The following is a 20,408-nucleotide window of genomic DNA, read 5'->3' on the forward strand; positions in this document are numbered from 1 at the left end:
TGTCTCCTGTCTCGTTATGGTGTGGGCACAGCGCAGGCAGCGCCCGGTAGATCCGGGCATGCCGTGCAGCGCCGAACTCATTCATTGTTCATTAATTAACACCCGGCACTGCGGGTGTTTTCCCTGAACCCCGCGTCACATCTGGAAACAGCTGAGCCGACCAGAGGCCGGCTCTTGAGGACTTATGAAATAGCCCTCCGCGCAGGTAATACCTACGCTAGCAGCTATTCAAACCATAGCAACAGAAGATCAGTTGCGCACCAACACTGCGGACTGTGCGCTGTCGCGTGAGGAACTACCCACCACGAAGCTATAGCTGCCACTAGGCGTTTGCCAGCGGTGGGTGGTGGCGTTCCAGATGCTCAGGCGCTCGGGCTTCACGGTGATGCTGACGGCCTTGCTCTCGCCGGCCGCCAGTTGCACCTTTTCCCAGGCCACCAGGCGTTTGGGCGGCTCGCCGGCCGTTGCCGGCAGGCCGGCGTACACCTGGGCCACCTCGGCGCCGGCACGCGCGCCGGTGTTCTTCAGCGTGAAGCCTACCGTCACCGAGCCATCGCTGTTGGCGCGGGTGCTGATGCCGCTGTAGCTGAAGCTGGTGTACGACAGGCCATGGCCGAAGGGGAACAGCGGCGTGATGTTCTGCGCGTCGTACCAGCGGTAACCCATCTTCAGGCCCTCGCTGTAGTTCACCGTCAGGTCGGTCGCCGAGATGGCCGCCTGCAGCAGGTCGCTTTCGCTTTGCGGGAAGGTCAGCGGCAGCTTGCCCGAGGGGTTGACGGCGCCGAACAACACGTTGGCAATCGCCGGGCCGCCCTGCACGCCGGGGTACCAGGCCTCGACCACCGCGTTCACATTCGCCAGCCAGGGCATGGTGACGGCGGTGCCGGTCTCCAGCACCACCACGCTGCGCTTGGCGGCGGCGGCCACGGCGGTGATCAGGGCGTTCTGGTCATAGGCCTGGTTGGCCGGGTCGGCGGCGTTGTTGGGCAGGCTCAGGTTCGGTAGGTCCGCTCCTTCAGTTTGCCACTGGGTAGCAAAAACGATGGCCACGTCAGCCGCTGCGGCTGCGCTGGCCGCAGCGGCGGGGTCGCTGCCGTCCAGGTAGGTGACTGTGGCGTTGGGAGCCATGGCCCGGATGGCGGCCAGCGGTGCGGACTTGTACCAGACGGCACACGAGCCGAACGTGCTGGTGTTGGGCACCAGGCAAGTGACGGCATTGCCATCGCGGGCGGGCACCGCGCCGGAGCCGCCGCCCGAGATCACGCCCGCATCCGCATGGCCGCCAATGACCACAATGGTTTGCGCCGCCGTGGTACTCAGCGGCAGCACATTGGCCGTGTCGCCGCTGGCGACTGCGTTCTTCAGCAGCACCATGGACTGTTCGGCGACCTTCTGGGCCACGGCATTGCCTGCGGCCTGGTCAACGGTACCGCCGGCCTTGGGGGGCGATGCCATTACACCGCTGGCGTACAGGGTGCGCAGCTTGCGCAGAACCATATCGTCCAGGCGGGCCAGCGGCACGGTACCGGCTTGGACGGCGGCCTTGAGCTTCTGGTTGAAGCTCGTGGCAGGCAAAGCGAAACTGCCAAAGGAGGTAGGGGTGTAGTCGTCGGCACTGCCAGCTTCTTCTTCGTCCAGCCCGGCGTTGGCGGCACGCACGGTATCGGTCACCGCAAAGAACCAGTCGGACTGGACGATGCCTTTGAAGCCCCACTCGGTCTTGAGCACATCAGTCAGCAGATACGCGCTTTCGCAGGCTTTGACGCCGTTGAGCAAGTTGTATGCGCACATCACGTTACCGGGCGCGCCATCTTTGACACCCATCTCGAAGGGCAGCAGGTACAGCTCGCGCAAGGTGCGTTCGTCAATCACCGAATTGGAAGTGAAACGGTTGGTTTCCTGCTCGTTGCCTGCGAAGTGCTTGATGGTGGCAATCACTTTTTGCGACTGCGTGCCCAACGTGCGCTGCGTAATCATGTTGCCCGCCAGCACCGGGTCTTCGCCCATGTACTCAAATGTGCGGCCATTGCGCGGCTCACGTGCCAAATTCACACCGCCGCCCAGGCCTTCGGCAAAGCCCAGGGCCCGCAGTTCGGTGGCGATGGCGCTGCCGTAGCTGTGGGCCAGCGTTGGGTCCCAGCTGGCGGCAAGGGCGATGGGGGCCGGGTATGGCGTAGCGTTCGAGCCCACCACGTTGACCCCGCCGGCCGAGTCGGCATTGGTCAGATTGGGTATGCCCAGGCGGGGAATACCTTTCACCACGCCTGCGCCGCCGAGAGCGTCCGGCACGCCATAACCCTCGCCGTGGACCAGCTGGATTTTTTCGTCTAGCGTCATCTTGGCCAGCAGCGCAGCGGCTTGTTGGTCTACGGTGGGGGCATCGTCGCCGCCGCAGCCGTAGAGTAGTCCGGCGGTAACAAGGGCAATGACGAGGGGGCGTTTGAGGTGCACGGTTTTGTCTCCTTATGGTGTAGTGCTTCCCCGCTTTGAAAGGGGGAAAAAGCACTTTAGCCAGGGGACTTCACACGGGCTTGACCTGCGGGAGCAGCACTTTACCCAGAGGTGCAGGATTGCAAAGAAAAGTGAAACAAGATGAAGCTAATGGACGGTGGCATCCGCCGCCTGCTTGCGAAACTGCGATGGCGACACGCCAAACGCGCCCGAAAAAAACCGCGAGAACGCGCTCAGCGACGAGAAACCCAGTAGGTCGCTGATCTCGGAGATCGGGCTCTGCGCCTGCAGCAGCATACGCCGGGCCTGAGCCGCACGCACGCTGCCCAGCACCTCCTGGAAATGCGTGGCCTCCAGCTGCAGCCGCCGGTTCAGCCCCCAGCGTGAAGTATTGAAATGCGCACAGGCCTGGGCCAGCAGCTGGCTGCCACTGCCGATGGCGTCGCCGGCTGCAATCGCCTGCGCCAGAAAGCGCTGCAAGCCCAGGGCAAAAGTCTGCGCCGGCTCCAGCCGGGCCTGCTCGGCCCGCGCCTGGCCGAGGAAGAAGGCATACAGGTTCGGGTTGTGCTGCGCATAGGGTTGGTCGCAGGCCGGGGCCTGCAGCAGCAGGCGGTTGCGCGCCTGGCCGAAACGCACCTCGCAGCCCATGGCGGCGCGCAGTTGGGCGACCGGGGCGAAGGCCTCGCCGGTCAGCTCCAGCACGCAGGCGCGGCCGCCCTCCGGGTCATAGTGGCGCACGATGCCGTGCAGCAGAAAGAAGTTGCCAAAGGCGCTGAAGGCGTTGCCGCCCTGGTCGTCCAGCTGGTAGTCAAATTCAAACTGCGTGCCCTGGCGCAGGCAGCGGATCACGTCCACATTGCCGATCAGGCTGCGGTGGTGGAAGTAGGCCCCCAGCCCGGCCGCCAGATTCGGCGCATTCGCCACCACCGCGTACAGCGTGGGAAAGGGCTGCAGGCAGGCCTGGATGTCGAACTGCCAGTAGTCGCTGGGCACGGGCATGTACTGCACCAAGCGCATGGCGGCCAGGTGTTTGGCGGCGCAGATGCGGGCCTGGGGCGACTCCAGCTCCCAGGCGGCGATGCCGGTCAGGCGCTGGAACTCCTGCGGGCCTATGCCGTGCTGCTCGGCTCCGTCCATGCACAAGCGCACCAGGGTGCTGGTGACCGAGCGCTGCTCCGGCATGCGCCAGGCGTCCAAGGCGACGCCGCAGTCCCAGGCGGGCGCCGCACCGTCCATGGCCGGGTCGGCATAGTCTTGTTGCCAGTCTCGTTGCCCCATCGCTTGTCTCCTGTCTCGCTGCCTGCGGGCGAACCGACTGGCAGAGCCTCCAGATTCTTGTATTTTGGAGGAGGCGTTTTCCCTGAAAACCGTTTAAGCCAAATCAGGCTCTAGCGCAGATGGTAGCTGCGCCAGCAGCTATTGAATCGATAGTGCAGGCGGGTGGTGCAGCGGCGCTGAGCAAACCCACACCGCGCCCGCCAAAGCAATAGAAAGTACCTGGTTACGCAATTTCATAGCAAGTCGGTCTGACGAAGGGTCTGCCTCAAGGGGCGTACGCAGGCCACCGGCGGTGGCCACGAAGATGCGCAAAAAAGAAGCGCAGTGCTTAGAGGCGCACGCCGGTCTTCTCGTCGAACCAGCTGACCTGGGCGGCCGAGACCTGCAGGCCGACCTGCTCGCCCGGCTGGAAGCGCGCCTGCGGCGAGGTGCGCACGGTAACGTTGCCGGCCTCGGTCTTCACCACCACATAGGTGTCGGCGCCGGTGGGTTCCACCACGCTGACTTCGCCGCGCCAGGCGGCGTTGTCCACCAGCTCGATGTGCTCGGGGCGCAGGCCCAGCAACGCGTCCTTGCCCACCGCCGGGCAGGCCAGGGGCAGGCTGCCGCCCTTGAAGGAAAATTGGCCGCCAGCGCCCGCATTGCCTGCGCTGCCAGCTATCAAATTCATAGTCGGCGAGCCGATGAAGCCGGCCACATAGGTATTGGCTGGGCGGCTGTAGATGTCGTCTGGGGTGCCCAGTTGCTGCAGCACGCCGTCCTTCATCACCGCGATGCGGCTGCCCAGTGTCATGGCCTCGATCTGGTCGTGGGTCACGTAGACGCTGGTAATGCCCGACACCTGGTGCAGGCGCTTGATTTCGGCACGCATTTCGACGCGCAGCTTGGCGTCCAGGTTGGACAGCGGTTCGTCGAACAGGAACAGCTGCGGCTGGCGTGCCAGGGCGCGGCCCATGGCCACACGCTGGCGCTGGCCACCGGACAGCTGCGCAGGGCGGCGGTCCAGCAGGTGGGTGATCTGCAGCATAGCAGCCACTTCGTTGATGCGCTTTTCACGCTCGGCCTTGGGCACCTTGCGCATTTCCAGCGCGAAGCCGATGTTCTCGGCCACGCTCATGGTGGGGTACAGCGCATAACTCTGGAACACCATGGCGATGTCGCGCTGGGCCGGCGGCACGCCGACCACATTGCGGTCGCCGATACGAATCGCGCCTTCGGTCGGCTCTTCGAGGCCGGCGATGATGTTCAGCAGGGTGGACTTGCCGCAGCCGGACGGGCCGACCAGGATCAGGAATTCACCCGGCGCGACGTCGATGTCGATGCGCTTGAGCACCTCGACCATCTTGTCGCCGTTGCCGAAAGTTTTACGTATACCTTGGATGTGGAGTGCGGATGCCATAACTTTTATCCTAGAGAAAGTAGTTGGACACGCCCGAGGGTGCTGCTGGGGACGTGACTGAGAAGGCGAGACAACGCAGCGGGCTCATGCCCGCCAGGTGGAGCAACGCACTCAGGCGCGGCTCCAGTAGTGCCATCGGGTGTGTAGCGTCGCAACGCAACGACAGCTGGACTAGGCGCTGGAAAGGGGTAAGACACATAAGTCGCTCTTTGAAATACGCAAGCGGTCAACTGCTTTTTCTAGGATCAACCCTTCACAGCGCCGGCTGTGAGTCCTTTAACGAAGAATTTGCCTGCCAACACGTAGATCAGGATGGTGGGCAGGCCCGCGATCACGGCAGCCGCCATGTCCACGTTGTAGTTTTTCACGCTGCTGGTGGTGTTGACCATGTTGTTCAGGCCCACGGTGATGGGCTTGCTGTCGGCGCCGCTGAAGGCCACGCCGAACAGAAAGTCGTTCCAGATATTCGTGAACTGCCAAATCAGCGTGACCATCACGATGGGCGTGGACAGCGGCACGATGATGCGGAAGAAAATGCGCCAGAAACCGGCACCGTCAATCCGCGCCGCATTCACCAGCTCTTTCGGAATGGACGCGTAGTAGTTGCGGAAGAACAGCGTGGTGCCCGCCAGACCGGCCAGGCAGTGCACCAGGATCAGACCGTAGACCGAGCTGGAGATGCCCAGCCAACCCAGGATCTGGCTCATCGGCAGCAGCACCACCTGGAAGGGCATGAACACGCCAAACAGCATGAAGCCAAACAGCAGCTCGCTGCCCTTGAACTTCCACAGGCTCAGCACATAGCCGTTGATGGCGCCCCACAGCGTGGAGATGATCACCGCCGGGAACACGATCAGCACCGAGTTCCAGAAGAAGGGCTGCAGGCCACGGCAGTCGGTGCCGGTACAGGCGGTGGACCAGGCCAGTTGCCAGGCCTCGAAGTTCAGCGCGTGCGGTAGGCTCAGCAGGTTGCCGCTGCGGATTTCCTCAGCGTCCTTGAACGAGGTCGCCAGCATCACATACATGGGTGCCAGGAAGAAGAAGGCTGCCAGCAGCAGCACGCCGTAAATCAAGACACGGGAAAAGTTCTTAGCGATCATGGGGCTTGCTCCGCAGTTCACTGTACAAATAGGGCACCACGATCGCGGCAACAGTCGCCAGCATCATGGTCGCGCTGGCAGCACCCAGGCCGATCTGGCCGCGGGTAAAGCTCATCACATACATGAAGGTGGCGGGTACATCGGTGGCATAGCCGGGGCCGCCGCCGGTCAAGGCCATCACCAGGTCGAAGCTCTTGATCGACAGGTGCGACAAGACCATGATGGTGGAGAACACCACCGGGCGCAGGATGGGCAAGATGATGCGCCAGTAGATGCGCGGCAGGCTGGCGCCGTCAATCTGCGCGGCCTTGATGATGCTGTCGTCGATGCCGCGCAGGCCGGCCAGGAACAAGGCCATCGCAAAGCCGGCAGACTGCCAGATGCCGGCAATCACCACGCAGTAAATGGCGGTGTCGCTCTGCACCAGCCAGTCGAAGCTGAAGCTTGTCCAGCCGATGTCATGCATCAGTTTTTCCAGGCCGAGGCTGGGGTTCAGCATCCACTTCCAGGCGGTACCGGTGACGATGAAGGACAGCGCCATGGGGTACAGGTAGATGGTGCGCAGCAGGCCTTCGGCTCGGACCTTCTGGTCCAGCACGATGGCCAGCGCCATGCCGATCAGCATCGCGCCGCCGACATACAAAACGCTGAAGATGCCCAGGTTCTTCAGGGCCAGCCACCAGCGGTCCATCTCCCACAATTTGGCGTATTGGGCCAGGCCGACGAACTCGTCGTAGTTGGGCAGCATGCGCGATGCGGTCAGGGACAAAACCCCGTTCCAGATCATCAGCCCGTAGATGAAGGCAAAGCCCAGCACGAAGCCGGGCGCAATCACCAGCTTGGGCAGTGCCTGCTCAAAATTCGGTTTCATGGGAGTGGCTCTCAAAAAATAAGGCCCCACTCCGCCGTGGCGGATGGGGGAAGAATGCCCAAGGATGTGCCGGACCTATTCCAGGGAACCGGCTTTGCCGGGCCCTAGGGTTCGCCCCCTGCAAGGGGGGTGGCGGCCACGCGCAGCGGGCAAGCCTGGGGGTGTTACTTGGTAGCAGCGGCGGAAGCGATGTTCTTCACAGCAGCGTCGATGCTGATCTTGTCATCGTTCCAGAACTGGCTGACCGCGTCCTTGATGGCGCCTTCAGCTGCAGGGCTCACAGCCATGCCGTGGGCAATCGAAGGCACCAGGCTGCCGGTCTTGGCGGTGTCCACGAAGTCCTTGGCGGACAGCTTGGCGCAGTCGTCAAACTTGTCCATCTTCATGTTCAGACGAACCGGGATGGAACCCTTGTTCAGGTTGAAGATTTCCTGGAACTCGGTGCCCATGATGGCGGCAGCCAGGTCGCCCTGGGCCTTTTGCGCGTCCTTGTCCTTCAGCTTGAACATGGCAAACGAGTCCACGTTGTAGGTGTAGGAGGTAGCGGTGCCGGGAGCAGCTGCGCACAGGAAGTCCTTGCCTGGCACCTTGCCAGCAGCCAGGAACTCGCCCTTGGCCCAGTCACCCATGAACTGGAAGCCGGCCTTGCCTTGCATCACCAGAGCGGTGGTCAGGTTCCAGTCGCGGCCTGCGGAGGCTGCGTCGGTGTAGCCCTTGATCTTGCGGAAGGTTTCCAGCGACTTCTTCATGGTGTCGCTGGTCAACGCCTTGTTGTCCAGCTTGACCAGTGCGTCGCTGTAGAACTTGGCACCGCCCACACCCAGCACCACGGTTTCAAAGGTGGTGAAGTCTTGCCAGTTTTGGCCACCGTGGGCCACGGCGATGAAGCCGGCAGCCTTGATCTTGTCGGCGGCAGCGAAGAATTCAGCGTAGGTCTTGGGCATGCCGGTGACGCCAGCCTTCTTCAGCACTTCGGGGTTGGCCCAGACCCAGTTCACGCGGTGCACGTTGACCGGAGCTGCAACGTAATTGCCCTTGTACTTCATGCCATCGGCCACGGCCTTGGGCAGCAGGCTGTCCCATTTTTCGGCCTTGGCGGTAGCGTCCAGGTTGGCCAATACACCTTCGGCAGCCCATTCCTGGATCGCTGGGCCCTTGATCTGGGCTGCGGCAGGGGGGTTGCCCGAGACCACGCGGCTCTTCAGCACGGTGGCGGCATTGTCGCCACCGCCGCCAGCCACAGCGAAGTCCTTCCACACATGGCCCTTGGCCTGCATGATCTTCTTCAGCTCAGCCACCGACTTGGCTTCGCCACCGGAGGTCCAGTAGTGCAGTACTTCGACCTCGCCGGCCTGGATAGCACCTGCGGACACCACTGCAACCATGGCGAGCGCCAATTTGGAAAGCTTCAACATCTATGTCTCCTGGATTTGCCGCCCCCGACTTTAGGCGGATTGGTACGGCAAAGGGTTGGCTCAACCGGGCACCGCGCCCCGCTGATTCATTAATTTTTCATTAATTAATGAAAAATGAACACTAGGGATTTCCCTGGGACTGCGTAAAGACTTCTCCTCGAAAATCAAAATTGATAGCGCCCTGCGCAGACAAAATATGCGCCAGAGGCCATTTTCGTTCAGTAAAAAATAAGCGGAATAGCCCGGCGTTTATGATCGCCGCCATGCTTGCAAAGATCATGGGGTTTGTTTTACTAGGCCTGGTGCGGGTGCTGACAGGCGCCCAAGCCCGCTGGTACGGCTGCCCGCCCAAGGCTGAGCAGCGCATTTATTTTGCCAACCACCAAAGCCATGCCGACCTGGTGCTGATCTGGGCCGCCCTGCCCTCCGAGCTGCGCAGCATCACCCGCCCCATTGCCGCCAAGGACTATTGGACCGCCTCGCGCTTCAAGCTGTGGCTGACCACGGCCGTATTCAATGCCGTTTACGTAGACCGCAGCCGCACCAAGGATGCCAGCGGTGTGGAGCAAGATCCGCTGGAGCCCTTGGTCGAGGCACTGGAGAGCGGCGACTCCATCATCCTATTCCCCGAGGGCACACGCGGCCATGCCCCCGAGCCCCAGGCCTTCAAGGCCGGGCTGTACAAGCTGGCGCAGAAATTCCCGCAGGTGGTGCTGGTGCCGACCTGGATACACAACGTGCAGCGTGTCATGCCCAAGGGCGAGGTGATTCCGGTGCCGGTGCTGTGCTCGGTCACCTTCGGCACGCCGATGCAGCTGGCGCCCGATGAAGACCGCCACGCCTTTCTGGACCGGGCACGCGCCAACGTCATCGCGCTGAGAGAGATATGAACCAGTTCCTGCGCAGCCTCAGCGGTACGCAACAGGTGGGGGCGATGTTCGTCCTGGTGTTTGGCGTGCTCTTGCTGGCCAGCGGCGCGCTGCTGCTGTTGTCGCTGCGCGAGCGCGACGACAACGCGTTTGGTGCGGCCTTCGGAGCCGAGCTGGACAATGTGCGCCGGGTGCTGAAGAACACCTGGTTCATGGCCGGTGTGTTCTGGCTGTGCTGGGCCGTGGGCGGCTGGGTGGCGATTACGCTGTTCGCCCTGGTGGCCTTCTTCGCGCTGCGCGAATTCATCACCCTGTCGCCCACCCACCGGGGCGACCACCGCAGTCTGATCCTGGCCTTCTTTGTGGTGTTGCCGGTGCAGTTCTGGCTGGTGGGCGGCAAGCACTTCGACCTGTTCACGGTGTTCGTGCCGGTCTACGTCTTTCTGGCCCTGCCCATCGTGGGAGCCCTGGCCGACGACCCGCACCGTTTTCTGGAACGCAATGCCAAGATGCAGTGGGGCATCATGGTCTGCGTCTACGGCACCAGCCACGTGCCGGCGCTGGTGCGGCTGGACTTCCCGGGCTACCAGGACAAGGGTGCCTTCATGGTGTTCTTCCTGGTGCTGGTGGTGCAGACCTGCATGCTGGTACAGCACCTGGCCACCCGCAAGCTCAAGCGCGCGCCACGCGCGCCCCACATCAGCCAAAGCTTCAACTGGACCAGCTGGGGCATAGGCGTGGCCGCAGGCGGCCTGCTGGGTGGGCTGCTGGCCGGCATCACCCCGTTCAAACCCGGCCAGGCCCTGGCCATGGCGCTGATTGCCTGCGTGGCCGGCTCGCTGGGCCACCTGGTGATGAAGGCGTTGAAGCGCGACCGCGGCATCACCAACTGGGGCAGCGAGGGCCAGTCCATCACCGGCGCCAGCGGCCTGCTGGACCGGGTGGATGCACTATGCTTTGCCGCCCCCATCTTCTTCCACTCGGTCCGATGGTATTTCCGGGTGTAGCTGCCTTGGTTCGCCAGGATGCGCCATGGGTGGCGACAGACTTTCACTCAAGGCAATAGTTCAAATTTCAGGTCGGCCAGCGGCGTCACTTTTTCTTCACGCACCAGCTTGAACTCGGTGTTCGGGCCGATCCACTTGGCCCAGATCTGGTCGATCTCGCCGGCCTTGTCCATGGCCAGCAGCGCAGCATTGACCTTGGCCAGCAGCACGGGTTCGTCCTTCTTCATGCCGACGCCGATAGGCTGGAACACCATCGGGTCCTTGATCATCTTCAGCTCGACGCCGGTGGTCTTGGACTGATTGACCAGCTTGGTGATGGTCATGGTGTTGGCGACAACGCCCACCGACTTGTTCTGCTGCACGGCCATGTAGGCGGAGCCAGTGTCCTGGAAGGTGACGGGGTCGGAGCCGTTCATCTTGATCGACAGCTCCGAGGTCGAACCCTTGGTGGAGCTCAGCCGCTTGCCCTTGAAGTCAGCCTTGGTGGTACCCGGGTCGGACGCCTTCACCGCCAGCATTTCCTTGGCGATGTAGTAGGGGTCGCTGAACTGGATCTGCTCACCGCGGCTCTTGGTGTAGGCCAGGTTGGCCACGGTCAGGTCGACCCGGCCCATCTTGACCTCGGGCACGCGGGCCTCAACCGACAAGGGCGTGATCTTGGCCGTGAGACCCAACTGCTTGGCGATGGCATTGCACATATCGACATCGAAGCCCACCATCTCGCGGGTCTTGGGATCGGGGGCAGCAAAAGGAGGCACATCGGCGAAGGTGCCGCACTTGAGCTCCTTGCGCTGGACCATGTCCTGCCACTGGTCGGCCTGGGCGGCAAAGCTGAGAGCAAGCAGAGCGGCGATCGCCGTCATGCGGGGGAGACGATAGGTATGGAACATGGTGAACTCCTGGAATAGAAAAACGTGGAGGAAACTCGAAAACCGAGGTGGCTAGTGCGCCCGCAGGTCGGACAGAAAACGCTTGGCACGCGGGTGCTGCGGGCTGCTGAAAAACTCCTTCGGCGTTGCAGTCTCCAGAATGCGGCCGGCATCCATGAACCAGATCTGATCGGCCACTTCGCGGGCGAAGTTCATCTCGTGGGTCACGCACATCATGGTCATGCCGTCGTTGGCCAGGCTGCGCATCACCGACAGCACCTCACCCACCATTTCCGGGTCGAGAGCGCTGGTAGGCTCATCGAACAGCATTGCCGGCGGCTCCATGGCCAGCGCCCGTGCGATCGCCACACGCTGCTGCTGGCCGCCCGACAGCTGCGCAGGGTAGGCGCCGGCCTTGCTCGACAAGCCCACACGGTCCAGCAGTTGCTGCGCCTTGGCCTTGGCGTCGCTGCGGCCCACGCCGCGCACCCGCATAGGCGACATCATGATGTTCTCCAGCACCGATAGATGCGGGAACAGATTGAAGCTCTGGAAGACGAAGCCGATTCGGCTACGCAGGCGGTTCAACGCCTGGCTGCTCATCGGCGCGTGGATGTCGCTGCCATCAAAAAGCAGCTGACCCGACTTGATTTCTTCCAGCCGGTTGACTGTGCGGATCAGCGTGGACTTGCCCGACCCCGAGGGGCCGCACACCACCACCACCTCACCCTTCTTGACCTCGGCATTGATGTCGATCAGAGCATGGTAGCTGCCGTACCATTTGTTGATTTCGTTGAAACAGATCATGGTGGTCTCTTTGGACGGAAAGTTCAGGATTCAACCGTTGCGCCCGCGGGCTGCAACGCGGCAGGTGCGGTGCCCAGCAGGCCCCGGCGCTTGCGCGCCACGCGCCGCTCCAACCAGTGCGCCAACTGGGTAAGGCTGTAGCAGACCACGTAGTAAGTCACCGCCAGGATGAAGAACACGTGGAAGGGCTTGGTCAGCAGCTGGTTGTTGATCTGGTTGGCCGCGAATGTCAGCTCCTGCACGTTGATCACATAACCCAGCGTGGTCTCTTTGATCGCCGACACGAACTGGCTCAGCAGGCTGGGCAGCATGTTGTAGAGCGCCTGCGGCAGGATGACGCTCCACATCGCGCCGAGGTAGCTATTGCCCAGGGCCCGGGCAGCTTCCAACTGGCCGCGCGGCAGCGCCTGGATGCCGGCGCGCACCACTTCCGACAGATAGGCGCCTTCGTAGATCACCAGCGTGCACAGCATGGTGGTGAAGCCGGAGACGTTGCGACCGATCAGCAGCGGCACCAGGAAATACACCCACAGGATGACCATCAATAGCGGCACGCCGCGCACCACATAGATCAGGCCGGTGGTGGGCCAGCGCAGCACGCGCCAGGGCGAGAGCCGGGCCAGCGCCAGCAGCACGCTCAGCGGGAAGGCCAGCACAATGCCCAGTACCGACAGCACCAGCGTGCAGACGATGCCGCCCATGGGGCCGTTCGGGTACTGGCCAACCAGCAGCAGCAGCCAGTTGTCGCGCAAGATGTTGAACAGATCGATCATGCTTACCTCGCCCCGGCAATGCTGTAGCGCTTGGACAACCAGGCTCCGGCGGCCATGATCAGCAGCGAGAAGCCCAGGTAGACCACCGTGGCGACGAGGTAGGCCTCAAAGGTGCGAAAGCTCTGGCTTTCAATTTCCTTCACTGCGTGGGTCAACTCGGCCACACCGATGGCCATGGCCAGGCTGCTGTTCTTGAACAAAGAGACGCTGTGATTCACCAGGGCCGGGACTGCATTGCGCACCGCTTGCGGCAGGATCACGTAGCGCATCGCGCTGAGATAGCTGTGCCCCAGGGCGCGAGCGGCCTCGGTCTGCCCGTCGGGTATGGAACGAAGTCCGGAGCGCAGGTCTTCGCTGAAGTAAGCAGCCTGGCACAGGCCGAGCGCGACGATGGCGAACAAAGCCTCGCCGTTGTGTTCCGACAGCCAGCTCTGCAGTTCGTCGGGCAAGAGGCTGGAGATGCCGAAGTACCACAGCATCAGCTGCACCAGCGTGGGCACGTTGCGGTGGTAGGACACATAGGCCTCCACGGCACGCTCCGTGACGCGAACGGGCATCAGGCGCACGACCAGCAGCACCACCGCCAAGGCCATCGCCAGAAGCCAGGAGCCCGCGGCGATTTGCAGAGTCATCCGCACGCCTTTGAGGAGCATGGCACTGAACTCAGCGTTCAGCAATATGGCCATCAGATCGAAGTTTTTCATGCGTGGCTTCTACCAGGCTGGTGGTGCAGCTGCGGCCTCAGACTTGCGGGCGTTCGGGGCGTGTCGTCGACAGCCCGCCGGGCACCTGTAGCGTCGGGGTGATTTCCATGTGGCCGACGTTGACGGCAATCGGTGCAGCAATGGCGAAGGCGATGGCGTTGGCGATGTCTTCGGCCTGCGGTAGCTCGAAGCCTTCAACAAAGCGTTCGTGTATCTCGGCGCTGTCGCCGTGCACATGGGCAAAGATGTCGGTGGCCACGCGGCCGGGGCAGATTTCGGTGACACGCACGCGTTTGCCAAAAGCATCGATGCGCAACTGGCGCGACAACATGCTGACCGCGGCCTTGGTTGCGTGGTAGGTGCTGTTACCGCCGAAGTTGTAGGCCCCGGCAATGGAGCTGATGTTGATGATGTGGCCGCGGTCGCGCGCCACCATGCCAGGCAAGGTCAGCCGGCAGATGTGCAGCACAGCACGCAGGTTCACATCGATGAGCAAGTCGATGCCTTCCGCGTCGGCCTTCAGGATCGAGCCTGGCCGGTCCACGCCGGCATTGTTGACAACCACGTCGAATTCGATTTCCTGGGCCAGGCGCGTCACGCTGGCCAGGTCGCTGACGTCGATGGCGTGTGGAATGCAGCCGGTGCGCGCGGCGAGTTCGGCCAGCTTGCCGGCGCTGCGCGCCAGCGCGTGGACCTGCAGGCCTTCGGCGCAAAGGCGTTCGACGGTGGCCGCGCCGATGCCCGAGGAGGCTCCGGTCACGAAGGCAGTTTTGTAGTCAGAAAAAGGCATGTCGGGTTTCTTTCTTGTGGGGGGCCGAGGCCTGGATACCTGCGTCGTGCAGGCGGCGTGACCACGAATGGACTGACTTTATCGACGCGGTGTCGATCGCGCCAAGACGGATTGACTGTGAGGCGATAAGCTGCCCTTATGTTGCTCCGCTACAGTGCACGGCCAGGCAGAAAAACGCCACATTGGTGCCCTATGGGGTGGAGTGCGGGTCTTCATGGCGACTGCCGCGAGATCGGCACAATGCGCCCGCCAGTGGCTTCGATCTTGGCCCGCACGGCCTCGGCCAGGGCCACCGAGCCAGGGGTGTCGCCATGCAGCAGGATGGAGCTGGCCCGCATGGGGATCTTGCGTCCGCTGTAGCTGGTGACCGTACCTTCTTCCAGCAGTTGCGTCACCCGCTCAAGCACTTTTTCGCTGTTGTGGATCACCGAATCGGGCAGCTTGCGTGGCACCAGCAGGCCGTTGTCGTCGCAGGCGCGGTCTGCCAGGAAGCTGCTGGCCACGCGCAGCCCGTGGTGGTCGCCCGCGCGTTCGATGGCCACGCTGGCCGACGAGCTGATGATCAGTCCCGCATCGAAGCGGGCCACGGCTTCGACCAGCACCATCGCCAGCGCCGGATCGGCTGCAGCCATGTTGCCGAGCGCGCCATGGAAACTCATGTGTGTCATGCGCCGGCCGCAGGCCTGGGTGATGCCGGCCAGTGCACCCAGTTGGTAGATCACATGGCTGGCCAGCTCGGTCGGGTCGATCTGCATCTGCCGGCGCCCGAAACCCATGAGATCGGGGAAGCCAACATGCGCGCCGATGTCGATGTCGATGCCGCGGGTCGCAGCCAGTCGTACCGTGCGCTCCATGATGACCGGGTCGCCCGCGTGAAAGCCGCAGGCGATATTGGCCGAGGAGATGATCTTCAGCAAAGCTTCGTCGTCGCCCATGCGCCAAGGGCCGAAGCCTTCGCCGAGGTCCGCGTTCAAGTCGATGTCCATTGCAAACTTCTCCTTAAATTGCGTCGGCCACAGACTCGGTGTCGATATCCAAAAGCGTTGTGCCATAACCGACAGTGCTGCCCGGTGGCACCTGCCATTCGCCCGGCCAGCCGTCGCAGGGGGCGTGCACCGGCAGCAGCAGCGGCCCGACCTGCAGCAGGCCGAGCAGGCTGCCGGCCTGGACAGCGCTGCCGGGCAACCACAGTGGCGTGGCGCGGCTGGGAATGCGGTCCAGCAGCACGCCGACAGATGTGGCGCGGACCGGCGTGTGGGCCGTCCTGTGAGCAGGTATTGGCTCGGGTGGCATCGGCTGCACGATGGCCGCGTTGGCGCTGCCATCCCGGTGGATCTCGATCTGCACGTCCGGGCCACGCAGCTCCAGGAAGTCGATGTCGGTTTCGGCCAGCCATGCGGCCAGTTGGCGTATGTCTTGGGTCTGCATTGTCAATTCCTTTGCAGCGCCCAGCGCTGCAGATCGATCATCCGGCCGACCTCGTCCAGCCAGGCCTGCACTTCGTCGAGGGCGACCACGGCCGCCTCGTAGTCGACCTCGACGAAACGCATGCGGCTGCCAATCGCGGCCTGACCGAGCCGCCAGAGGTCGGCCTCGATCACGGTACCGAACTTGGGGTAACCGCCCGAAGGTTGGGCGTCGCGCATCTGCACGATGGGCTGGCCGCCCGAAGGCACCTGGATCACGCCGGGCACGATGCCGTGCGAGCGGATCTCCATCGTCTCGATCGGCACCAGCGGCGTGCCCTGCATGCGGTAGCCGTAGCGGTCGCTTTGCGCGGTGATCTTCCATGCACCGGCCCAGAAGGCGGCGCGCGAATCTTCCTTGAAGCAGGCGTATTCCGCCGCGGGCAGCACCCGCACGGCGGGCAGGCCATCGCGCGTCAGCGGCAGGGTGATGGCCGGGGGCACGACGCCGAAGTCCACCGCAGGTTCCCCCCCCGGTCTGGCCGCACGCAGCACGTCGCCTTGCCGCACGGAGCGGCCATTCAAGCCACCGAAGGCGCCGCGCAGCTGGGTGCTGCGCGAGGCCAGGACTTCGGGCACGTCGATGCCGCCGGCCAGCGCCAGGTAGGCCCGGCTGCCCGAGCCCACCAGCGGCAGGCCCAGCGTCAGCACCTGCCCTTGGCGCGCCTGGTGGCCCCACCAGGGTGCGAGCGCGCGTTGGTCTAGCCGCGCCTGACAATCGGCGCCGGTGAGCGCAAAGGCGCAATCCTCGGTGAAGCGAACCTGGAACGGATAGACGGGAATTTCCAGCGCGGCAGCACCTGCAGGATTGCCCAGCAGCAGGTTGCCGACGGCCAGTGCCAGCTGGTCCATCGCGCCTGCGCCGCCAACGCCGAAGCGCAGACTGCCCAGGCGGCCCGCGTCCTGCACGGTGGCGAGTGCGGTGGAGGAAAGTATTTCAATCATCGAACGATATCCTGAACACGGAAGCGCACGCAGTCGCCCGGCTGCAGCACGGCCGGTGGGTCCTGCTCCGGGTGGAAGAAGTCCATGGTGGTGCTGCCGATGGTGTTCCAGCCGCTCGGGCCGGCCGAGGCCGACACGCCGGTCTGCACCCCGCCGATCGACACCGAGCCGCCGGGCAGGTTCACGATGGGCACGGCGCGGCGCGGCGTGGCGATGCGCTCGTCCATGCCGCCCAGGTAGCAGTAGCCGGGATGGCTGCCCAGCGCATACACCGGATAGAGTGGCGCGCAGTGCAGCGCCACCACTTCGTCGATGCTGAGCCCAGTGTGCGCCACCACGTCGGCCAGGTGCGGACCGCCCGCGCCGCCATAGACCACGGGCAGCTCGATGATGCGCCCCTGCAGCGGCAAGGGTTCGGTTTCCTCCCAGGCCTGCAGCACGCTGGCCTCGAGCGCCTGCAGCGCGGCCAGTGTGCGCGGCGGCCGGGCGAAGGTCAGCATCAGGTTGTTCATGCCGGGCACGGCTTCGCGCACTTCGGGTAGGGCCTGCAGCCGGCCTGCCATGGCCCAGATGCGCTGCTGCGGCGCCAGGGCCAGCGGGCCGGGCGCCTCGAACAGCAGCGCCGTGGTGCCGAGCAGAGTCAGGTTCGGAGAGTGGGTCTTGGTCTTGGCGCGGTTCATGGACGCTCTTTTTCGGTTGCACGCTCGGTGGCTCGTTCGGATGAGCGCCGCTGCAGCCAGCGTTCAAGGTGGTGGATGTCGACGCCGCCTTGCTGGAAGCCGGGGTCTTCGATGATCTCGCGGTGCAGCGGCAGATTGGTGGCTATGCCCTCGACATGCATCTCGGCCAGCGCCAGGCGCATGCGGGCCAGGGCGTCGGCGCGCGAGCTACCGTGCACGATCAGCTTGGCGATCATTGAGTCGTAATAGGGCGGCACGCGGTAGCCCGCGCTCACGTGGGAATCCACGCGCACGCCAAAGCCGCCCGGGGGCTGCCAGGCGGTGATGCGGCCCGGTGCCGGGGCGAAGGTTTCGGGGTTCTCGGCGTTAATGCGGCATTCCAGCGCGTGGCCGAAACAGCCGACCTGGTCTTGCGTCAGCGCCAGTTGTTCGCCGCGCGCCATGCGGATCTGCTGCTGCACGATGTCGATGCCGGTGGTCATCTCGGTGACCGTGTGCTCGACCTGTAGCCGGGTGTTCATCTCGATGAAGAAGAACTCGCCGTCTTCGAACAAAAACTCGAATGTGCCCACGCCCACGTAGCCGATCTGCCGGCAGGCATCGGCGCAGCGCGCGCCCACCTTGGCCAGCAGAATGCGGTCAATGCCTGGTGCCGGGGCTTCCTCCAGCACCTTCTGGTGGCGCCGCTGCAGCGAGCAGTCGCGGCTGCCGAGCCACAGAGCATGGCCATGGCGATCACACAGCACCTGGATTTCCACGTGGCGCGGATGGCCCAGGAATTTCTCGATGTAGACCTCGGGGTTGCCGAAGGCCCGGCGGGCTTCCTCGCGGGTCAGCGCCATGGCGTCCAGCAGCTCGGCCTCGGCTTGCACGATGCGCATGCCGCGCCCGCCGCCACCGCCAGCGGCCTTGACCATCACCGGGTAGCCGATCTCGCGTGCGATCTCCAGGATGGCCGCGTTGTCGTCGGGCAGCGAGCCGTCGGGCCCGGGCACGCAGGGCACGCCGGCCGCCCGCATCGCGCGCTTGGCGGCCACCTTGTCGCCCATGGTGCGGATGCATGACGACGGCGGACCGATGAAGCTCAGGCCGGCCGCTTCCACACGCGCGGCGAAACCGGCGTTCTCGGACAGGAAGCCGTAGCCCGGATGGATGGCCTGCGCGCCGCTGAGCTTGGCGGCATACAGCAGCGCGGCCTGGTTCAGGTAGCTCTGCGCGGGTGAGGCTGGGCCTATGCACAGGGCCTGGTCGGCCTGGGTGACGTAGACCGCATCGCGGTCGGCCTCGGAATAGACTGCCACAGTGCGCAACCCCAGGCTGCGGCAAGCGCGCTGGATGCGCAAGGCGATCTCCCCCCGGTTGGCGATCAAAACGGTGTCGAACATGCTCAACCCAGACTCAACAGCGGTTGACCGGCTTCGACCTCGGCACCCGACTCGACCAGCAGCGCCAGCACCGTGGCATCGACGTCAGTGCGGATTTCGTTGAAGACTTTCATGGCTTCGACCACGCACACCACCTGGCCCGCCTGGATGGCCTGCCCCGGCGCGACGAAGGGCGGCGCATCAGGCGATGGACGCCAGTGCACGACGCCATACAAGGGCGTGGTGATGGCACTAGGCGCTGGCGTGGCTGCAACGGCTGGCTGTGGACTCTGGCGCCGGGCACGTACTGGTGCAGGTGTTGACACGGGTGTTGCCGCCTGCGGGTCTGGCGTCTGCTGCGGCGCGGGGGCACCGGACGCCGTTTTCCTGCGCACCAGACGCAGCTGCGTACCGTCGCGGGTCAGCGCCATCTCGCTGAGGTCCGACGCGGCCATCGCATCGATCAGTGCCTTGATTTCCTGTAGGTTCATCTCGGGTTTCCTGCCCTCGCGGGCGGCGTTCACGCGCTGTGCATCAGCGTGTTCGAATGCCGTTAAGTTACCCAGAGATGGGCCGCGACGCCAAGACCGTTTGGCTTTGCCGGGATAAGGACGTCTTATGACGCTTGGCGCGCCTGCTTGGCGCGATCAGGACGCGGACGCCAGCGCCATGGCTTTCTCGGACGGGAAGCCCGGGTCCGTATCGACATGGAGATCACTCACCAGCTCGAGCAAGATCTCGCGCACCGCCTGCGCCGGTTCCGACAGGGGCAAGTGGTCCGACTGGCACAAGGCCAGCGGCGCCTCGATGACCGGCTCGACGATGCGGCTCTGCCAGGCCATGCCCGACGCCACGAAGCCACGCGCCATGGAGGCCGGCAGGATGGTCGAGCCCAGGCCATCGGCAATGGCCGCAGTCAAGGTGATGGCCGACTCCACCTCGGCCACCACGCGCGGCGTCATGCCGGCGCGCATGAAGGCCTCGTTCACCAGCTTGCGCACGATGTTGTAGGGCCGCGGCATCAGCAGCTGCACCTCGCGCAGGTCTTCGAGGCGGATGTTCTCGCCGGGCTGGGGCTCGGTGGAAGGGCCGACCAGGTACAGCGCTTCTTTCACCAGGGGCAGGAACTTCAGGCCGTGGATGGCCTTGTCGCCGTAGAGCACGGCCAGGTCCATGCGGCCGTTCATGATGAGTTCGCTCAGCGTCGTACCGTAGCTCTCGTTCAGGTAGAGCAGGATGCCCGGGTGGCGCGCGCGCACCCGGCGCAGCAGCGGCAAGGCCAGCGTGGCGGCGGCGGTACCAGGCGCCATGCCCACCGACACCTGGCCCGAAAGCCCCTGGCCGGCGGCGGCCATATCGCTCATCGCCTGATCACATTGGCGAAGGATGATCTGTGCATGGCGGTACAGGGCCTTGCCAGCCTCGGTGGGGGTGACGCCGCGCTGGGTTCGCACCAGCAGTTGCTGGCCGACCTCGGCCTCAAGCGTGGCGAGTTGCTGGCTCAGCGCCGGCTGGGCGATGAACAAGACCTGGGCGGCCTGTGTGAGGCTGCCGATGTCCACGATCTTGACGAAATATTTGAGTCGACGCAGGTTCATTCAGAGGAGAGCAAGCAAAAGG

At 64.2% G+C, this 20,408-nt stretch carries 20 protein-coding genes; 2 read left to right on the forward strand and 18 right to left on the reverse strand.

Translation table 11 applies throughout. The annotated features are described in order from the left end of the window. Window positions 1-249: 249 nt before the first annotated feature. From AC07O2_RS01920 to AC07O2_RS01945, 6 genes are all read right to left on the reverse strand, one after another. A complete protein-coding gene (locus tag AC07O2_RS01920) occupies window positions 250-2,451 on the reverse strand; it encodes a beta-glucosidase (RefSeq protein WP_495074050.1) in 2,202 nt (733 codons plus the stop codon). A gap of 147 nt (window positions 2,452-2,598) precedes the next feature. Next, window positions 2,599-3,729, reverse strand: a complete 1,131-nt coding sequence (locus AC07O2_RS01925; RefSeq protein ID WP_495074051.1) for a helix-turn-helix transcriptional regulator — start codon at window positions 3,727-3,729, stop codon at window positions 2,599-2,601. Window positions 3,730-4,057: 328 nt separating this feature from the next. Beyond that, the gene (locus AC07O2_RS01930; RefSeq protein WP_495074052.1) at window positions 4,058-5,128 is read right to left on the reverse strand and encodes an ABC transporter ATP-binding protein; all 1,071 of its coding nucleotides are present in this window, start codon (window positions 5,126-5,128) and stop codon (window positions 4,058-4,060) included. 245 nt (window positions 5,129-5,373) lie between these two features. Continuing rightward, window positions 5,374-6,228, reverse strand: a complete 855-nt coding sequence (locus AC07O2_RS01935) for a carbohydrate ABC transporter permease (protein WP_495074053.1) — start codon at window positions 6,226-6,228, stop codon at window positions 5,374-5,376. Continuing rightward, window positions 6,218-7,099 carry a carbohydrate ABC transporter permease gene (locus AC07O2_RS01940; RefSeq protein WP_495074054.1) on the reverse strand — a complete coding sequence of 294 codons (882 nt, stop codon included), beginning with the start codon at window positions 7,097-7,099 and terminating at the stop codon, window positions 6,218-6,220. The genes AC07O2_RS01935 and AC07O2_RS01940 overlap by 11 nt, the downstream gene beginning before the upstream one ends. A 164-nt stretch (window positions 7,100-7,263) precedes the next feature. Further along, window positions 7,264-8,514, reverse strand: coding sequence for an ABC transporter substrate-binding protein (locus tag AC07O2_RS01945; protein WP_495074055.1), 1,251 nt, complete (start codon window positions 8,512-8,514; stop codon window positions 7,264-7,266). 263 nt (window positions 8,515-8,777) lie between these two features. Between AC07O2_RS01945 and AC07O2_RS01950 the strand changes: the two genes are divergently transcribed. Together AC07O2_RS01950 and AC07O2_RS01955 are read left to right on the forward strand one after the other, a co-directional pair. Beyond that, complete coding sequence (locus tag AC07O2_RS01950) at window positions 8,778-9,404, forward strand: lysophospholipid acyltransferase family protein (protein WP_495074056.1); 627 nt, start codon at window positions 8,778-8,780, stop codon at window positions 9,402-9,404. After that, entirely contained in the window at window positions 9,401-10,390 is a 990-nt protein-coding gene (locus AC07O2_RS01955) for a phosphatidate cytidylyltransferase (protein WP_495074057.1), read from the forward strand. Before AC07O2_RS01950 ends, AC07O2_RS01955 begins: the two co-directional genes overlap by 4 nt. Before the next feature lie 47 nt (window positions 10,391-10,437). On the opposite strand, the gene AC07O2_RS01960 is transcribed toward AC07O2_RS01955, so the two are convergent. The 12 genes from AC07O2_RS01960 to nac all read right to left on the reverse strand — a co-directional run bounded on the left by AC07O2_RS01960 (window position 10,438) and on the right by nac (window position 20,386). Next, the gene (locus tag AC07O2_RS01960; RefSeq protein WP_495074058.1) at window positions 10,438-11,280 is read right to left on the reverse strand and encodes an ABC transporter substrate-binding protein; all 843 of its coding nucleotides are present in this window, start codon (window positions 11,278-11,280) and stop codon (window positions 10,438-10,440) included. A gap of 51 nt (window positions 11,281-11,331) precedes the next feature. Further along, entirely contained in the window at window positions 11,332-12,066 is a 735-nt protein-coding gene (locus AC07O2_RS01965; RefSeq protein WP_495074059.1) for an amino acid ABC transporter ATP-binding protein, read from the reverse strand. 23 nt (window positions 12,067-12,089) lie between these two features. Beyond that, on the reverse strand, window positions 12,090-12,839 hold the full coding sequence (locus tag AC07O2_RS01970; protein WP_495074060.1) for an amino acid ABC transporter permease: 750 nt from the start codon (window positions 12,837-12,839) through the stop codon (window positions 12,090-12,092). Window positions 12,840-12,841: 2 nt separating this feature from the next. Then, window positions 12,842-13,543 (reverse strand): amino acid ABC transporter permease, encoded by a 702-nt coding sequence (locus tag AC07O2_RS01975; protein WP_495074061.1) that lies wholly within the window; start codon window positions 13,541-13,543, stop codon window positions 12,842-12,844. 37 nt (window positions 13,544-13,580) lie between these two features. Beyond that, the gene (locus tag AC07O2_RS01980; RefSeq protein ID WP_495074062.1) at window positions 13,581-14,333 is read right to left on the reverse strand and encodes an SDR family oxidoreductase; all 753 of its coding nucleotides are present in this window, start codon (window positions 14,331-14,333) and stop codon (window positions 13,581-13,583) included. 212 nt (window positions 14,334-14,545) lie between these two features. Continuing rightward, on the reverse strand, window positions 14,546-15,319 hold the full coding sequence (locus AC07O2_RS01985) for a LamB/YcsF family protein (RefSeq protein ID WP_495074063.1): 774 nt from the start codon (window positions 15,317-15,319) through the stop codon (window positions 14,546-14,548). A 13-nt stretch (window positions 15,320-15,332) separates the two neighbouring features. After that, complete coding sequence (locus tag AC07O2_RS01990; protein WP_495074064.1) at window positions 15,333-15,761, reverse strand: acetyl-CoA carboxylase; 429 nt, start codon at window positions 15,759-15,761, stop codon at window positions 15,333-15,335. Between the two features lie 2 nt (window positions 15,762-15,763). Then, window positions 15,764-16,744, reverse strand: a complete 981-nt coding sequence (locus AC07O2_RS01995) for a 5-oxoprolinase subunit C family protein (RefSeq protein WP_495074065.1) — start codon at window positions 16,742-16,744, stop codon at window positions 15,764-15,766. Then, window positions 16,741-17,424 carry a 5-oxoprolinase subunit PxpB gene (gene pxpB, locus AC07O2_RS02000; protein ID WP_495074066.1) on the reverse strand — a complete coding sequence of 228 codons (684 nt, stop codon included), beginning with the start codon at window positions 17,422-17,424 and terminating at the stop codon, window positions 16,741-16,743. The genes AC07O2_RS01995 and pxpB overlap by 4 nt, the downstream gene beginning before the upstream one ends. After that, window positions 17,421-18,809, reverse strand: coding sequence for an acetyl-CoA carboxylase biotin carboxylase subunit (gene accC, locus AC07O2_RS02005; protein ID WP_495074067.1), 1,389 nt, complete (start codon window positions 18,807-18,809; stop codon window positions 17,421-17,423). The genes pxpB and accC overlap by 4 nt, the downstream gene beginning before the upstream one ends. 2 nt (window positions 18,810-18,811) lie before the next feature. Next, window positions 18,812-19,279 carry an acetyl-CoA carboxylase biotin carboxyl carrier protein gene (gene accB / locus AC07O2_RS02010; RefSeq protein ID WP_495074068.1) on the reverse strand — a complete coding sequence of 156 codons (468 nt, stop codon included), beginning with the start codon at window positions 19,277-19,279 and terminating at the stop codon, window positions 18,812-18,814. 156 nt (window positions 19,280-19,435) lie between these two features. Beyond that, window positions 19,436-20,386, reverse strand: coding sequence for a nitrogen assimilation transcriptional regulator NAC (gene nac / locus AC07O2_RS02015; RefSeq protein WP_495074069.1), 951 nt, complete (start codon window positions 20,384-20,386; stop codon window positions 19,436-19,438). Window positions 20,387-20,408: the final 22 nt, after the last annotated feature.

Source organism: Rhodoferax sp. GW821-FHT10B06 (genome assembly GCF_059415605.1).

What these genes read in the sequence shown, in the direction of transcription:
- AC07O2_RS01955 (WP_495074057.1), top strand. Translation starts at nt 9,401, where the DNA reads ATGAACCAGTTCCTGCGCAGCCTCAGCGGTACGCAACAGGTGGGGGCG.
- accC (WP_495074067.1), bottom strand. Translation starts at nt 18,809, where the DNA reads ATGTTCGACACCGTTTTGATCGCCAACCGGGGGGAGATCGCCTTGCGC.
- AC07O2_RS01925 (WP_495074051.1), bottom strand. Translation starts at nt 3,729, where the DNA reads ATGGGGCAACGAGACTGGCAACAAGACTATGCCGACCCGGCCATGGAC.
- AC07O2_RS01940 (WP_495074054.1), bottom strand. Translation starts at nt 7,099, where the DNA reads ATGAAACCGAATTTTGAGCAGGCACTGCCCAAGCTGGTGATTGCGCCC.
- AC07O2_RS01945 (WP_495074055.1), bottom strand. Translation starts at nt 8,514, where the DNA reads ATGTTGAAGCTTTCCAAATTGGCGCTCGCCATGGTTGCAGTGGTGTCC.
- AC07O2_RS01980 (WP_495074062.1), bottom strand. Translation starts at nt 14,333, where the DNA reads ATGCCTTTTTCTGACTACAAAACTGCCTTCGTGACCGGAGCCTCCTCG.
- AC07O2_RS01970 (WP_495074060.1), bottom strand. Translation starts at nt 12,839, where the DNA reads ATGATCGATCTGTTCAACATCTTGCGCGACAACTGGCTGCTGCTGCTG.
- AC07O2_RS01935 (WP_495074053.1), bottom strand. Translation starts at nt 6,228, where the DNA reads ATGATCGCTAAGAACTTTTCCCGTGTCTTGATTTACGGCGTGCTGCTG.
- AC07O2_RS01965 (WP_495074059.1), bottom strand. Translation starts at nt 12,066, where the DNA reads ATGATCTGTTTCAACGAAATCAACAAATGGTACGGCAGCTACCATGCT.
- AC07O2_RS01990 (WP_495074064.1), bottom strand. Translation starts at nt 15,761, where the DNA reads ATGCAGACCCAAGACATACGCCAACTGGCCGCATGGCTGGCCGAAACC.
- AC07O2_RS01975 (WP_495074061.1), bottom strand. Translation starts at nt 13,543, where the DNA reads ATGAAAAACTTCGATCTGATGGCCATATTGCTGAACGCTGAGTTCAGT.
- AC07O2_RS01995 (WP_495074065.1), bottom strand. Translation starts at nt 16,744, where the DNA reads ATGATTGAAATACTTTCCTCCACCGCACTCGCCACCGTGCAGGACGCG.
- AC07O2_RS01950 (WP_495074056.1), top strand. Translation starts at nt 8,778, where the DNA reads ATGCTTGCAAAGATCATGGGGTTTGTTTTACTAGGCCTGGTGCGGGTG.
- AC07O2_RS01930 (WP_495074052.1), bottom strand. Translation starts at nt 5,128, where the DNA reads ATGGCATCCGCACTCCACATCCAAGGTATACGTAAAACTTTCGGCAAC.
- AC07O2_RS01985 (WP_495074063.1), bottom strand. Translation starts at nt 15,319, where the DNA reads ATGGACATCGACTTGAACGCGGACCTCGGCGAAGGCTTCGGCCCTTGG.
- accB (WP_495074068.1), bottom strand. Translation starts at nt 19,279, where the DNA reads ATGAACCTACAGGAAATCAAGGCACTGATCGATGCGATGGCCGCGTCG.
- nac (WP_495074069.1), bottom strand. Translation starts at nt 20,386, where the DNA reads ATGAACCTGCGTCGACTCAAATATTTCGTCAAGATCGTGGACATCGGC.
- pxpB (WP_495074066.1), bottom strand. Translation starts at nt 17,424, where the DNA reads ATGAACCGCGCCAAGACCAAGACCCACTCTCCGAACCTGACTCTGCTC.
- AC07O2_RS01960 (WP_495074058.1), bottom strand. Translation starts at nt 11,280, where the DNA reads ATGTTCCATACCTATCGTCTCCCCCGCATGACGGCGATCGCCGCTCTG.